We start from the raw sequence: 12,587 nt of genomic DNA, 5'->3' as shown, positions 1-12,587 counted from the left end.
CGCAGAGGGAATTGAGTCGTGACCGGCGCCGAAGTGCTCGACATCGCCAATCAAGGTATCTGGACGCTGATCATCGTGTCCTTGCCGATGATGCTTGTCGGCCTTGTCGTGGGCGTCGTCATCGCGCTGTTCCAGGCCCTGACGCAAATCCAGGAACAAACCCTGGTCTTCGTTCCCAAGATCATCGCCATCTTCGTCACCATGCTGCTGACGCTGCCGTTTCTCGGCGCGACCATGTCGGCCTATATGACGCGGGTTGTCGACATGATCATCGTCGGCGGCTGATGTTTACGCTCAACCTCGACTGGGCGCCCGGCGCGGCCTTCACCTATCTCATTCTCTTCGCGCGTATCGGCGCCATGCTGATGCTGCTGCCGGCGCTTGGCGAAGACACTATCCCGATGCGGCTGCGCCTCGCATTCGGGCTCGCCTTCACCTTCGTGCTCTATCCGCTGCTTTCGAGCATCATGCCCCCCATGCCACCCGATATTCCGGGCATGGTGGCGCTGCTGTTCCATGAGCTCGCCGTTGGCCTCATCATCGGCAGCATCGTGCGCATCACCACCATGGCGACGCAGGTGGCCGGCGCTGTCATCGCCTTCCAGATCGGCCTTTCGGGCGCCATGTCGGCGGATCCGACCCAGCAGGGCCAGCAGAGCGCCGTTTTCACCAGCTTCCTCTCATTCCTCGGCATCACACTGATCTTTGCAACCGACCTGCACCATATGGCGCTGGCGGCAATCTATGACAGCTACGACGTCTTTTCGCCGACCATGCCGATCATGTCGGAAGACGCCATGCAGTTGGCGCTGAAGACCGTGGCCTCGGCTTTCTCGGTGGGCGTGCAGATGTCGGCGCCCTTCATCGTCTTCGGCCTCGTCTTCAACCTCGGCGCCGGCATCCTGTCGCGCCTCATGCCTGCTCTGCAGGTCTATTTCATCCTCATGCCCGCCAATATCCTGGCCGGCCTGGTTCTGTTTGCACTTTTGCTCATGATGATGATGGGGTGGTATCTCTCCGCCTTCGAAAATCATCTGGCCATGTGGCGGGGGTAGTCCATGGCCGACGAAGCCCCGGAGCAAGACAGCAAAACAGAAGATCCTTCCCAAAAGAAGCTTGAGGAAGCCCACAAGAAAGGCGACGTCGCCAAGAGCCAGGAGGTCACCACCTGGTTCATGCTCGTCGGCACGACCATCGTCTTCGCCTCGATGGCGCCGTGGGTATCCCTGCAGATCAGCAATCCCTTGCAGATCATCATGATGAATGCCGACCGTTTCGACGTCGACGGCGCAGGGTTCTCGGCCTTCTTCAATGGCCTAGCTTTCTCCCTGATCGGCGCGGTGCTGGCGCCGCTGGCCGTCCTCTATATCTGCGGCATCCTCGCCAATCTCGTGCAGCACCGGCCGCTGTTCTCGACCGAGCCGATCACCCCGAAATTCTCGAAAATCTCACCTCTCGCCGGGGCCAAGCGCCTGTTTTCGAGCGAGGCGCTGGTGAATTTCGGCAAGGGCCTCCTGAAAATCGCCGTGGTCGGCATCGTCGTCGTCATGGTGGTCTGGCCCGAGCGCGACCGCCTCGACACCATGATGACGGCCGATCCCATCATCATCCTGATGGATTTCCAGGAGCTGGGGGTGAAAATCCTCACCGCCGTGCTCATCGTGGTGACCGTCATTGCCGGCGCCGACTATTTCTACACCCGCCAGAAATGGTGGAAGCGGCAGATGATGACGGTTCAGGAAACCCGCGAAGAATACAAGCAGATGGAAGGCGACCCGCATGTGAAGGGTCGCATCCGGCAGTTGCGTCAGGAGCGCGCCCGCAAGCGCATGATGCAGGCCGTGCCCGACGCCACCGTGGTCGTCACCAACCCGACCCACTACGCTGTCGCCCTCAAATACGACAAGGGCATGGGCGCGCCTCGATGCGTCGCCAAGGGTGCCGATGCCGTAGCCCTGCGTATCCGTGCCGTCGCCAAGGAAAACGAGGTGCCGATCATCGAGAACCCGCCGCTGGCCCGCGCGCTCTTTGCCGCTGTCGATGTCGACGAGGATATCCCGGCCGATCACTACAAGGCCGTCGCCGAAATCATCGGCTTCGTCATGCGCCTCAAGCACGGCCAGAGCTGGAAGGCACGGGGGTAGGGCACTTCAATGGATTTCATGAAGCTCCTCAAATCGCTTGAGGAATTGCTCTACGAACTCATCAGTTGGTTCGTCTTCTATCCCCTGACCCTGTGGCGCATTGTCCGCCGCCCGCTCCACATGCTCTCTTATGCCGAGCGGCAATTGCTCGAAGAAGAAGATCGCCAGTTCGACGACGGCCTGAGCCCACCCGTTCTGCTGCTCATTTCGCTCATTGTCCTCCACAGCGTAGGCCAGCTCTCAGACCCCGCCGGCGATCACATCCTCACGGGCCTTCTCGCCGATGACTGGAACCTCCTGATCTTCCGGGCTGTGGCCTTCAGCCTCTTTCCGCTGGTTTTCGGCATCATCCAGCTCAGGGCCAATCGCGCGCGGCTCACGCGCACCACGTTCAAGCCGATCTTCTACAGCCAGTGCTACGCCGCCGTGCCCTTTGTGGTTGCGGTCACCCTTGGCCTGCAGTGCGTGTCCGAAGCCGAGTTGTCGACGCCGATCCTCGTGGCCGGCAGCCTCGTTTTCGTGGCTGGTCTTGTCTGGTATGTCGCGGTCGAAACGCTGTGGCTGTCCCAAAGCGCCAAGCTGCGTCCGGTCATATCGGCGACCATCGTGGTCACAACGCTCGTCATTGCCGTGCCGCTTTTTCTCTTCCTCGCCCTCGTCGTAGGGCTGGCCAGCGGCTCGATTACACTGCCGGAGACGCTGTAGCGCCCGCCTAACCCTCGCCGATCGGTAAGTGTCCGAGGGCGAAGCTCGTCAGGAACAATGCCCAATCATTGAAGATATGGGCAATGGACGAGACCCAGATGTTCCGGGTGAAGAGATAGGCGAGCGTCAACACCACCCGCGCCGATCCGATGATGCCGAGGCACTGGAGAAAATTCCAGTTATAGGTCGGCAGATGCATGGCAGCGAACCACAGCGTCGAAACCACGACGCCGATAATCAGCCCCAAGCGCCGGGATAGACCGAGCCGGCTAACACAAAACCACAGCACCGCGAGCAGCGGCAGGATGGACACGACTTCTTCGCCGATAAGCTGAACAAGCGTGCGCGCCAGGAACAGCACCAGGTCCACGGTGCCGATCGCCTGCAACCCTTCGACGGCAGGGTTCGCAGATGCGCCAATCAGATTTGCGACCGCAAAGCCGATGATCCCCGAGACGATTATCGTCAACACGCCAAAACCAAGCCCAAGGCCAACTTCCTTGATGCCAAGCCGCCCGAAAATGGCCGGCGCTCGCCAGCCGGTCACAGCCATCAGGGCCACAAGCGGCAGGCCGGTGAACAGAATGGCAGGGATAAAGTCGAGCGGCGGCGAGGGAAACGGCAGGAGAACAAGCAGCAGGAATGCGGCCACGACGGCGGCCACAACGAGTGACCATCCAGCAGGGGAAATCGCCACCGGCTGGCCCGAATAATACGGAAGATCGACCTTCGCGCTCATTTTCTCTACCCCAAGCCGCAATGATCTAGCGGCCTGACGAGAAAATGCGCAAGCGCCATATGCCCTTAGTCTTGCGTGTTTTCTCCCAGCGCCGCCAGAACGAAATCTGCCCGCTCGCCAACCGGCACCTTCGGCAGCTCCACGATTTCATAGCCGAGCGCGGGATAGTCCCGCAGTAACCGCTCGTATTCAACAACGGCCGCATCGAGCCCATGCTGCCGCTCGGCATCCTGCCGGTAGATTTCCGGCCATGGCGGCGTCAAAAACACCTTCGCGTTGAACCGCCATTGCTCCGCAAAGCGCTGCAACACTGGCTCGCCTGACATTTCCGCCAGACCGGACGCCGCATCGAGCAGGCCACGGTCAAAAAATACCCGGCCGGGCAGGGCGCTCGCCCGCTCAAGGTCCTCAAGCGAAAGCGCAATGGCCCTGCGCAGGAAGGCCTCGGCGTCGATCCAGGGCACGGCTTTGCCCTCTCTGGCCAGCTCGGACGCGACGATGCGCCGTCCCGGCTCCTCAATCACCGAAAAGCCTCGACCCGCCAGATCTTCAAGCAGGGTTGATTTCCCGCCGCCCGAACAGCCTGAAATGATGATGAAGCGATCTATTTTTCGTCTCCTCGCGTAAGTTTGGGTGTGCAAGTCGCCTTCGGTCCGGTCTCCTCGTGTGAAAAGCCGCCTTCGCTCTCCCATGGCGGCGACCCATTTGATAGACCAGTGGGAGTGTCCCGAATCGGGGCAGGTTGGGGACTGGCCGGTATTCAACTGAATGCGGATTGGTCCCAGCGCTGGAGTTTTTCGACCCATGGCAACAAGCCCGCTCGGCGAGGACAATTATCCCGATCCGCTGGTTGCCTCGGCTCGAGGTGGAGCCGGGCTGTGGCGCGTCGCTGCGCTCGGTCTTGTCATCATCGGCGCTGCCGCCACTTTTGCGCTGTTTGGCGATCGCCTGCCGCCTGAAGTGGTGATGGTCTTTGTTGGCCTCCTGGCCGTGGCCGGGGTCTTTTTCCTCTTTGGTCTTGCCGCCGGGCTGTTCCGCTTCGCCGCCTCCGAAGAGCGCCGCACCATTGCGCGGGCCTTGGTCGATACGGTCGGCCGCGGCATCGTCGTTGCCGATCGCGATGGCAAGATCGCCTATGCCAATGCCCATTATGGCACATTCGCCGGCGCGCTCAACAATGGCGTGCCCGTCAGTGTGCCGCGGCTCTTTTCCGGCCAGGCCGATGCCGGCGAGGCCATGTATCGGCTGACCCGTGCGGCCAAGGATGGCCGCAATGCCATCGAGGATATGCGTATCGTCGGCGGCCTAGGAGGCTCGCAGACCGAAACCAATCGCGCGTTCTGGTATCGCGTTTCGGTGCGGCCGCTGCCGCAGAACGATGAAACCAGCAAGCCGGTTGTCGGCTGGACCGTCGAAGACATCACGCGCGACCGGGAAAACAACGAGACCGCTTTCCTCGATCTGCAGCGCGCCATCGATTATCTCGATCACTCCCCGGCCGGCTTCTTCTCCGCCGATGCGCAGGGCCATATCCAGTATCTCAACTCGACCCTGGCCGATTGGCTGGGCTACGACCTTGCCGAGTTCAACGCCGGCCACCTGCGCCTCGGCGATGTTGTCCGTGGCGATGGCGCGACCCTGCTCATGCGCGGCCGTCGCGATGGCGAGATCACCACCGAAATCATCGACATCGACCTCGTGCGCCGCAATGGCACGGCTCTGCCAGTCCGCCTGCTGCACCGCGCTGCCCGTCTCGCCGATGGCGAATTGGGCGAAACGCGCACGCTCGTGCTCAACCGCTCCAGCGCACCCGAGAATGAGGAAGAGTTGCGCGCCGCCGAAGTCCGCTTCTCGCGCTTCTTCAACGATACGCCCTTTGCTATTGCCACTCTCGACGGCGAAGGCCGCATCGTGCGCACCAATGCTCCCTTCGGCCGCATCTTCCGCTGGTCCGGCGAGGAAAAGAGCCTGGAATTGCAGCCGCTGCACGATCTCATCGGCGAAGGCAGCCGCGACAAGCTCGCCAAGGCGCTCTCCGACGCCACGGCCCAGCGTACCGAAGTCGAGCCGGTCGACGCGCAGCTGAGCGTCGAAGGCGACAGCGCCGTTCGCCTCTACATTTCCGCCTCCGAAGTCAGCGCCGGGTCGCCCGAGCAGATCAATGTCTATGCTCTCGACATGACTGATCAGCGCAAGCTCGAAGCCCAGTTCGCCCAGAGCCAGAAGATGCAGGCCGTCGGCCAGCTCGCTGGCGGCGTAGCGCACGATTTCAACAATCTGCTGACCGCCATCATCGGCTTCTCAGACCTTCTGCTGCTAAAGCACAAACCCGGCGATCCGTCCTTCAGCGAACTCATGCAGATCAAGCAGAACGCCAATCGCGCTGCCGGCCTCACCCGCCAGCTCCTGGCCTTCTCCCGTCGCCAGACGCTGCGCCCGCAGGTGCTTGAGCTGCCGCTGATCGTCGATGACCTTACGGTGCTTTTGAAGCGCATGATCGGCGAAAAGAACCAGCTATCGGTCGAACATGGCCGCAATATCTGGCCGATCCGCGCCGACGTCGTTCAGCTCGAACAGGTGGTCATCAATCTCGTCGTCAACGCTCGCGACGCCATGCCCGATGGCGGTTCGATCACCGTGCGCACCAGCAATGTCACTGAAGACGAGACGCGCGAGCTGAAGTTCGAAGGCATGGTTCCGGCCGATTATGTGCTGATCGACGTACAGGATACCGGCACCGGCATGTCGCCCGAGATCATGGCCAAGATTTTCGAGCCCTTCTTCACCACCAAGGAATTGGGCAAGGGCACCGGTCTCGGTCTTTCCACCGTCTACGGCATCGTCAAGCAGACCGAAGGCTTCATCTATCCGGTCTCGACTGTCGGCGTCGGCACCACCTTCAAGATCTTCCTGCCGCGCTACGTGCCGACGGCCGAAGAGACTGCAGCCAAGACCATCGCCGCCGCCGCTCCCGCCAAGGACCTGACCGGCCACGAACGCATCCTGCTCGTCGAAGACGAGGAAAGCGTCCGCGCTTTCTCCGCCCGTGCCCTCCGCACCACCGGCTATGAAGTCTTCGAGGCCGATGGCGGCGAAGAGGCCCTCGAAGTGCTCGAAGACCTCGACTACAAGGTCGACCTCATCATTTCCGACGTGGTGATGCCCGAAATGGATGGCCCGACCATGCTCAAGGTCATCCGCGACAAGATGACGAACCTGAAAATCATCTTCGTCTCCGGCTATGCCGAGGAAAGCGTCCGCCGCGACATCGAGGACGACCAGAGCGTCGATTTCCTGCCAAAGCCCTATTCGCTCGACCAGATCAACTCCAAGGTCAAGGAAGTGCTCCAGCGCCAGGATAAGCTGGACGGCTAAGCATTTCCCGTGTCCCAAACTTGCTGCCCTCGGGCTTGACCCGGGGGCCGTTATGGGCGCCACTGAGCGATGGGCTTCATGCCCCCGTGGGCAAGGAGCAGCCAATGAATCATCAGCCTCAGATCGAGGGACCGAACGAGTACAACGTTCTGGGAGAGCTGCTGCAGCCGTGTTCCGAAGATCCGCTGACCGGCTTCTTCCGCTCGGGCTACTGCGCTGCCGGCCCCGAAAATGCTGCGGTTCATATCATCTGCATAGAAGCGACGGCCGAGTTTCTCGCCTACTCGAAATCCGTCGGCAACGACCTCTCGACCCCGCGTCCGGAATTCGCCTTTCCCGGTATCCAGCCCGGCAATCGCTGGTGCCTAGTGGCCGTCCGCTGGCTGCAAGCTCACGAAGCCGGCAAGGCTCCACGCGTCTACCTGCGCGCGACCAACCGCAAGGTTTTGGATCTGGTTTCGATCGAGATTTTAAAAGGTTACGCGCTAGACTTGAACTGACGCTTCAGTCTGTCACACGCAGTTCCCCATATGACACCATCACATGCTCGCGGAACGCAGCCCTCTCTGTGAGCGACTGATAATAGCGTTCGATTTTCGGCCATTCCGGCCGCGCGATATCGATGTCGAAATAGCGATAGAGCACGTGCCCGAACTGGATATCGGCAAGCGTCAGCTCAGCCCCGGTAAGAAAAGCGTGCCGCCCCAGTTGCGCCTCGGCGATCGCCAGAATGCCGTTGAGCTTGGTCAGGGCCGCACTGATGGCCACCGGATCGCGCTGCGACGGCGCCGTCCGCACCACGCGCCAGAACACAGGTCCAGTGAATGACAGGGTCACGTTGATCTTGGCCCATTCGGCCCACTGATCGACCGGCGCCCGCAGCGCGGGATCGGCGGGCCAGAAGCCAGGCGCCCCATAGCGCGCTGCCAGGTAGCGCAGAATGGCCCCGGTTTCCCAAATCGGCTCCCCGATCCCGTCCTGCAACACCGGCACCGTGCCATTGGGGTTCATCGCCAGGAATTCAGCCGTATCATTGCCGCCATAGCGATGCCCGACATCGTGGCGCTCATATGCCAGCCCTAATTCGCCGATGCACCACATCAGCGCCTGCACATTGGACGACGTCTTGCGCCCCCATACTGTCAGCACGGCTATTCCTGCTCTTCCACCAGCAGCCGATCGAGGCTCCTGAAACTGAATTCCATACCCTCGGCCATGCCCGTCGACACGACGAAATCACGATGCGCCATCGATTCATAGGTAAAGCTGTTGATCACCAGCGTACCGTGGTCCTTCAGCCTGAATTCGAGATGAGAACGATAGGGCGGTCCCATTTCACCGGCATCGAACTGCTCCTGCGCGTCGATGTAACGGATCGCCTCGATGGAGGTGATATTGCCGTCGACCGCCAGAAAGCCATTGCTCGGCCCGTGCCACTCGAACCGATAACCGCCGCCGACGCGAGCATCGTAGATGCAGACCGGCATGGTCCAGCCATCCGGCCCTGTCAGCCAGCGCCGTATCAGGCTTGGCTGCGTGTAGCAGGCATAGACCAGATGCGGCGGCGCCACGAAGGCGCGCTCGATCACCAATTGCGTATCGCTCGGAGACGACACCGAAAGCGGATCGCCAAACTGCATTTGTCTCTCCCTAGTTTTTCCCGGCCAGCCTTTCGAGCTGCTGCAACTCCTCCAGCAGATCGTCGAGCCGCTCGAACTGCGCCTGCCAATATTTCCGGTATTCGATCAGCCAGCCCGTCACCTCGGCCAGCGGTTGCGCCTCAAGATGTACCGGCCGCTTTTGCGCATCGCGGCCGCGCGACACGAGCCCCGCCTTCTCCAAAACCTTGAGATGCTTCGAAATCGCCGGCTGGCTCATGGCGAACGGTTCGGCCAGATCCATGACCGTCACGTCCCCCTCCAGCGCCAGTCTCGCCAGAATGGCCCGGCGCGTCGGATCGGAAAGGGCGTGAAAAGTCGCGTCCAGCCGCGTGGTGTCGGCCATCGAAATCGCTCCGTTACAAAACTATTTGGTTATGTGTAACGGAGCGATCGATGTCGCGTCAAGCAGTGCCGCCGGGAATGGGCGTGCCTTCGGCAAGCAGGCCCTTGGCCGCCAGCGTCGTCCAGAGTTCATTCGGAATCTTGACGTCCCACCAGGACAGAATGCCGTCGAGCTCCGAAGGCGAGCGCGGCCCGGGCAGCACATTGCACACGGCCGGATGGGTCAATGGAAACTGCAGCGCCGCCGCCGGCAGCGGCACGCCGAATTCCGTGCATACCGCCTCGATGGCCCGCACGCGCGCCACGATGTCATCCGGCGCCTTGGCGTAATTGAACTTGTCGCCACCAACGAGAATGCCCGAATTGAACGGCCCGCCGACAACAACCGACGCCTTGCGCTCGATGCAGGTCGTCATGAAAGGAGCGAGCGCGGTCTGCTCCAGCAGCGTGTAACGCCCGGCCAGCAGGAACACGTCCCAGTCGCCCAGCGCGAAGGCGTCCATCAGCACTTGCCACTCGTTGACGCCAAGGCCGATCGCCTTGATCTCGCCGCTGTCGCGCAGTTCGCGTAGCGCCCTGTAGCCGCCACCCGCCAACTGAGCCCAAAGCGGCTTGTTACCCTCGACGCCATGCGTCGCGGTGCCGATGTCGTGCACATAGAGGATGTCGACGCGGTCCAGCCCCAGCCGCTGCCGGCTGTCCTCATAGGCGCGCATCACGCCATTATAGCTGTAGTCATATTGTTGGTCGAAGGGCAGGGGATCGACCCAGTTCCCCTTGTCCTGCTTTGCCGGGTCAACCGGCCGCAACAGGCGTCCCACCTTGGAAGAAACGACCGGACGGACCACGGCCTCGCGCACCACGTCGCCCACCAGATGTTCCGAGCGACCAAGCCCATATTGCGGCGCGGTATCGACATAGTTGATGCCGACATCGAGCGCATGTTTCACCGTCGCCCGCGCCTGGTCGGCCGGCACGCCGGTGAAAATTCCGGCCAGCGACGCGCAGCCCAGCCCCAGCGTCGTGACCTCAAGCTCGGTCTCACCAATACGACGCTTTTCGAATATGCGGGTGGTCATGCGCGGGCTCCTCAGTTCGCGGCAAACTAACTGACATGTTAGTTGCCGCGAGTAAAGGCGCCCACGCGATCGACCTTAGTAGAGGCCGTTGATCACAACCGGCTTTTCGTCTTCCACATGCACCGGATTTCGCAGCGGCAGGCCGAACTGGCTCTCTTCGATTTCGAAGACGTCATTTTCCTTGGTCGAAATGCCGTCAGCAAAGCTCAGCGTTGCCGTGCCGAAGCAATGCACATGCACGTCGCCCGGCTGGCAGAAAAGGCCGTACTTGAAGTGGTGATATTCAAGATTGGCGATGGTGTGGCTCATATTGTCCTCACCTGACAGGAACGGCTTTTCCCACAGCACCTGGCCATCGCGGAGAATACGCGACACGCCTTCGATATGGCTGGGCAGGTCGCCCACGCGCAGTTCCGGCCCGAACGAGCAGGCGCGCAGCTTGGAATGGGCGAGGAAGAGATAATTGATCCGCTCGGTCACGTGATCGGAGAATTCATTGGCCAGCGCAAAGCCCAGGCGGCGCGGCTGCCCGTCGGCATCGATCAGGTAAATGCCAGCGATCTCAGGCTCTTCGCCCGCGTCGAGCGCAAAGGACGGGGAGGGGATGGCGTTGCCCGGATTGGCGACAATGTGGCCATTGCCCTTGTAGAACCACTCGGGCTGCACGCCCTTTTCGCCGTTCTTCGGCTTGCCGTTCTCAAGCCCCATGCGGAACATTTTCATGCTGTCGGTCAATTCGCCCGTCGGCTTGTCGCCACTGGCCTTGTGCATGGCGTCGCGCGTGGCGGCCGAACCGAGATGGGTCAGGCCCGTGCCGGTGACATGGAGATGCGTCGGATCGGGATGGTCGATGGGAGACAGCAGCCGGCCCTCGGCCAGCAAGGCCGCCTTGTCGACGGCAGCGCCCAGGCCACGCGCCGCAACCGCAGCAGAGAGGCCACCGACGCTCAGCGCTGCCTGCGCAAGTTCATAGACGCTCGTCACGCCCTGCACCTGGCGGGTTTCCCCGTTCTGCGTCACAGCCACGGCGCGTGCGCCATTGGCGTCAAAATACTGGATGAGGTGCATGACTTTCCTTGCCTCCTGGGGGCCTTCTCAGCGGCTTGGCGGCATAAAACGCAACCGGCCTCACCCTGTCCAGTCAAAAATCATACTTTTGAGAGTCGCGGTCTCTCCTGCTGCCAGAATCAGCATAGAGAGATGCGGACGTCAATTGGAATGTTCTCTCTTTGTCCCTTGACAGGATGAAAACAAAATGAGAACAAAATAAGCACAATGAATGGACATTGATCTCTCGACCCGGTGCGTTGCGTGGCCATCGAGAGCGTGAAATAAGGAGAGAAATTATGGCTAGCTCGCCGCTTCGCGTTGTTGAGGGTGGATCGATGGATAAGGACAAGGCTCTTGCTGCGGCATTGAGCCAGATTGAGCGCAATTTCGGCAAGGGCTCGATCATGCGCCTTGGCGAAGCGTCTTCGATCGAGGTGGAGTCGATTTCGACTGGTTCGCTCGGTCTCGATATCGCGCTTGGCATTGGCGGCCTGCCCAAGGGCCGTATCGTCGAGATTTTTGGCCCGGAAAGCTCGGGCAAGACCACTCTGGCGCTGCACGTTATTGCCGAAGCCCAGAAGGCCGGCGGCATCTGTGCCTTCGTCGACGCCGAACATGCGCTCGACCCGATCTATGCCCGCAAGCTTGGCGTCAATGTCGATGACCTGCTGATTTCCCAGCCGGACGCCGGCGAGCAGGCTCTCGAAATCACCGATACGCTGGTCCGCTCAGGTGCCATCGACGTTCTCGTCGTCGACTCGGTTGCTGCGCTCACTCCGCGCGCCGAACTCGAAGGCGAAATGGGCGATGCTCTGCCTGGTCTTCAGGCTCGCCTGATGAGCCAGGCCATGCGCAAGCTGACCTCCTCGATTTCCAAGTCGAAGTGCCTCGTCATCTTCATCAACCAGATCCGTATGAAGATCGGCGTGATGTACGGCTCGCCGGAAACGACGACCGGCGGTAACGCACTTAAGTTCTATGCCTCGGTTCGTCTCGATATCCGCCGCATCGGTGCGCTCAAGGATCGCGAAGAGATCGTTGGCAACCAGACTCGCGTGAAGGTGGTCAAGAACAAGCTTGCCCCGCCGTTCCGCCAGGTCGAATTCGACATCATGTATGGCGAAGGCATTTCCAAGACCGGCGAATTGCTCGATCTCGGCGTAAAGTCCGGCATCATCGACAAGTCGGGTGCCTGGTTCTCCTGGGACAGCCAGCGTCTCGGCCAGGGCCGTGAAAACGCCCGCCAGTTCCTCAAGGACAATCCAGAGATCGCCAACACGATCGAGCAGGGCGTCCGCGAAAGCTCGGGCCTTCTCGGCGAAGTCCTTCTCGTCGCTGGTGGCGGTGACGACGACGCAAGCAGCGACGAATAAGTTTCTCTCGATCCCATGCAATCCTTCGACCCTCGCCAAAAGCGAGGGTCTTTTGTTTTGACGAGCTGTGTGCGGCTGGAGCTGCCGAGATCTGGCCCTTGTCGTCACCGCCGGGCTTG

Annotated in this window: 14 protein-coding genes; 7 read left to right on the top strand and 7 right to left on the bottom strand. The window is 61.2% G+C overall.

What is annotated here, in order from left to right; all coding sequences use genetic code 11:
* Window positions 1-18: 18 nt before the first annotated feature.
* Genes fliQ through ABW043_RS18020 form a run of 4 tightly spaced genes read left to right on the top strand, consistent with a single transcriptional unit; the run spans window position 19 to window position 2,849 of the window.
* Complete coding sequence (gene fliQ / locus ABW043_RS18035) at window positions 19-285, top strand: flagellar biosynthesis protein FliQ (RefSeq protein ID WP_035087516.1); 267 nt, start codon at window positions 19-21, stop codon at window positions 283-285.
* Window positions 285-1,055, top strand: a complete 771-nt coding sequence (fliR, locus tag ABW043_RS18030) for a flagellar biosynthetic protein FliR (RefSeq protein WP_353922582.1) — start codon at window positions 285-287, stop codon at window positions 1,053-1,055. The genes fliQ and fliR overlap by 1 nt, the downstream gene beginning before the upstream one ends.
* 3 nt (window positions 1,056-1,058) lie before the next feature.
* Window positions 1,059-2,144 (top strand): flagellar biosynthesis protein FlhB, encoded by a 1,086-nt coding sequence (gene flhB, locus ABW043_RS18025; protein ID WP_353922581.1) that lies wholly within the window; start codon window positions 1,059-1,061, stop codon window positions 2,142-2,144.
* Window positions 2,145-2,153: 9 nt separating this feature from the next.
* Window positions 2,154-2,849, top strand: coding sequence for a permease (locus ABW043_RS18020; RefSeq protein ID WP_353922580.1), 696 nt, complete (start codon window positions 2,154-2,156; stop codon window positions 2,847-2,849).
* A 7-nt stretch (window positions 2,850-2,856) separates the two neighbouring features.
* Here ABW043_RS18020 and ABW043_RS18015 read toward each other — a convergent pair whose 3' ends face one another.
* Entirely contained in the window at window positions 2,857-3,588 is a 732-nt protein-coding gene (locus ABW043_RS18015) for a CPBP family glutamic-type intramembrane protease (protein WP_353922579.1), read from the bottom strand.
* 65 nt (window positions 3,589-3,653) lie between these two features.
* Window positions 3,654-4,394 (bottom strand): AAA family ATPase, encoded by a 741-nt coding sequence (locus ABW043_RS18010; protein WP_353922578.1) that lies wholly within the window; start codon window positions 4,392-4,394, stop codon window positions 3,654-3,656.
* On the opposite strand from ABW043_RS18010, the gene cckA reads away from it, so the two are divergent.
* Both cckA and ABW043_RS18000 read left to right on the top strand, forming a co-directional pair.
* Window positions 4,393-6,963 carry a cell cycle histidine kinase CckA gene (cckA, locus tag ABW043_RS18005; protein ID WP_353922577.1) on the top strand — a complete coding sequence of 857 codons (2,571 nt, stop codon included), beginning with the start codon at window positions 4,393-4,395 and terminating at the stop codon, window positions 6,961-6,963. The genes ABW043_RS18010 and cckA overlap by 2 nt on opposite strands.
* A 104-nt stretch (window positions 6,964-7,067) precedes the next feature.
* A complete protein-coding gene (locus ABW043_RS18000) occupies window positions 7,068-7,463 on the top strand; it encodes a DUF2237 family protein (RefSeq protein ID WP_353922576.1) in 396 nt (131 codons plus the stop codon).
* Window positions 7,464-7,467: 4 nt separating this feature from the next.
* Here the strand turns inward: ABW043_RS18000 and ABW043_RS17995 are convergent, their stop codons facing one another.
* From ABW043_RS17995 to araD1, 5 genes are all read right to left on the bottom strand, one after another.
* Window positions 7,468-8,112: a glutathione S-transferase family protein gene (locus ABW043_RS17995; protein WP_353922575.1), complete on the bottom strand. Its 645-nt coding sequence runs from the start codon at window positions 8,110-8,112 to the stop codon at window positions 7,468-7,470.
* Between the two features lie 2 nt (window positions 8,113-8,114).
* Complete coding sequence (locus tag ABW043_RS17990) at window positions 8,115-8,603, bottom strand: SRPBCC domain-containing protein (RefSeq protein WP_353922574.1); 489 nt, start codon at window positions 8,601-8,603, stop codon at window positions 8,115-8,117.
* 10 nt (window positions 8,604-8,613) lie between these two features.
* Window positions 8,614-8,967: an ArsR/SmtB family transcription factor gene (locus tag ABW043_RS17985; protein WP_353922573.1), complete on the bottom strand. Its 354-nt coding sequence runs from the start codon at window positions 8,965-8,967 to the stop codon at window positions 8,614-8,616.
* Between the two features lie 58 nt (window positions 8,968-9,025).
* Window positions 9,026-10,045: an aldo/keto reductase gene (locus ABW043_RS17980; RefSeq protein ID WP_353922572.1), complete on the bottom strand. Its 1,020-nt coding sequence runs from the start codon at window positions 10,043-10,045 to the stop codon at window positions 9,026-9,028.
* A 75-nt stretch (window positions 10,046-10,120) separates the two neighbouring features.
* Entirely contained in the window at window positions 10,121-11,113 is a 993-nt protein-coding gene (gene araD1, locus ABW043_RS17975; protein ID WP_353922571.1) for an AraD1 family protein, read from the bottom strand.
* A gap of 278 nt (window positions 11,114-11,391) precedes the next feature.
* Between araD1 and recA the strand changes: the two genes are divergently transcribed.
* Window positions 11,392-12,468 (top strand): recombinase RecA, encoded by a 1,077-nt coding sequence (recA, locus tag ABW043_RS17970; RefSeq protein WP_353922570.1) that lies wholly within the window; start codon window positions 11,392-11,394, stop codon window positions 12,466-12,468.
* Window positions 12,469-12,587: the final 119 nt, after the last annotated feature.

This window comes from Devosia sp. (assembly GCF_040509215.1).
Classification (GTDB): domain Bacteria; phylum Pseudomonadota; class Alphaproteobacteria; order Rhizobiales; family Devosiaceae; genus Devosia.
The sequence above is the reverse complement of the archived record's forward strand: the minus strand, read 5'-3'. Positions and strand labels throughout refer to the sequence as shown.

What these genes read in the sequence shown, in the direction of transcription:
- fliR (WP_353922582.1), top strand. Translation starts at nt 285, where the DNA reads ATGTTTACGCTCAACCTCGACTGGGCGCCCGGCGCGGCCTTCACCTAT.
- flhB (WP_353922581.1), top strand. Translation starts at nt 1,059, where the DNA reads ATGGCCGACGAAGCCCCGGAGCAAGACAGCAAAACAGAAGATCCTTCC.
- ABW043_RS18020 (WP_353922580.1), top strand. Translation starts at nt 2,154, where the DNA reads ATGGATTTCATGAAGCTCCTCAAATCGCTTGAGGAATTGCTCTACGAA.
- ABW043_RS18015 (WP_353922579.1), bottom strand. Translation starts at nt 3,588, where the DNA reads ATGAGCGCGAAGGTCGATCTTCCGTATTATTCGGGCCAGCCGGTGGCG.
- cckA (WP_353922577.1), top strand. Translation starts at nt 4,393, where the DNA reads ATGGCAACAAGCCCGCTCGGCGAGGACAATTATCCCGATCCGCTGGTT.
- ABW043_RS18010 (WP_353922578.1), bottom strand. Translation starts at nt 4,394, where the DNA reads ATGGGTCGAAAAACTCCAGCGCTGGGACCAATCCGCATTCAGTTGAAT.
- ABW043_RS18000 (WP_353922576.1), top strand. Translation starts at nt 7,068, where the DNA reads ATGAATCATCAGCCTCAGATCGAGGGACCGAACGAGTACAACGTTCTG.
- ABW043_RS17990 (WP_353922574.1), bottom strand. Translation starts at nt 8,603, where the DNA reads ATGCAGTTTGGCGATCCGCTTTCGGTGTCGTCTCCGAGCGATACGCAA.
- ABW043_RS17985 (WP_353922573.1), bottom strand. Translation starts at nt 8,967, where the DNA reads ATGGCCGACACCACGCGGCTGGACGCGACTTTTCACGCCCTTTCCGAT.
- ABW043_RS17980 (WP_353922572.1), bottom strand. Translation starts at nt 10,045, where the DNA reads ATGACCACCCGCATATTCGAAAAGCGTCGTATTGGTGAGACCGAGCTT.
- araD1 (WP_353922571.1), bottom strand. Translation starts at nt 11,113, where the DNA reads ATGCACCTCATCCAGTATTTTGACGCCAATGGCGCACGCGCCGTGGCT.
- recA (WP_353922570.1), top strand. Translation starts at nt 11,392, where the DNA reads ATGGCTAGCTCGCCGCTTCGCGTTGTTGAGGGTGGATCGATGGATAAG.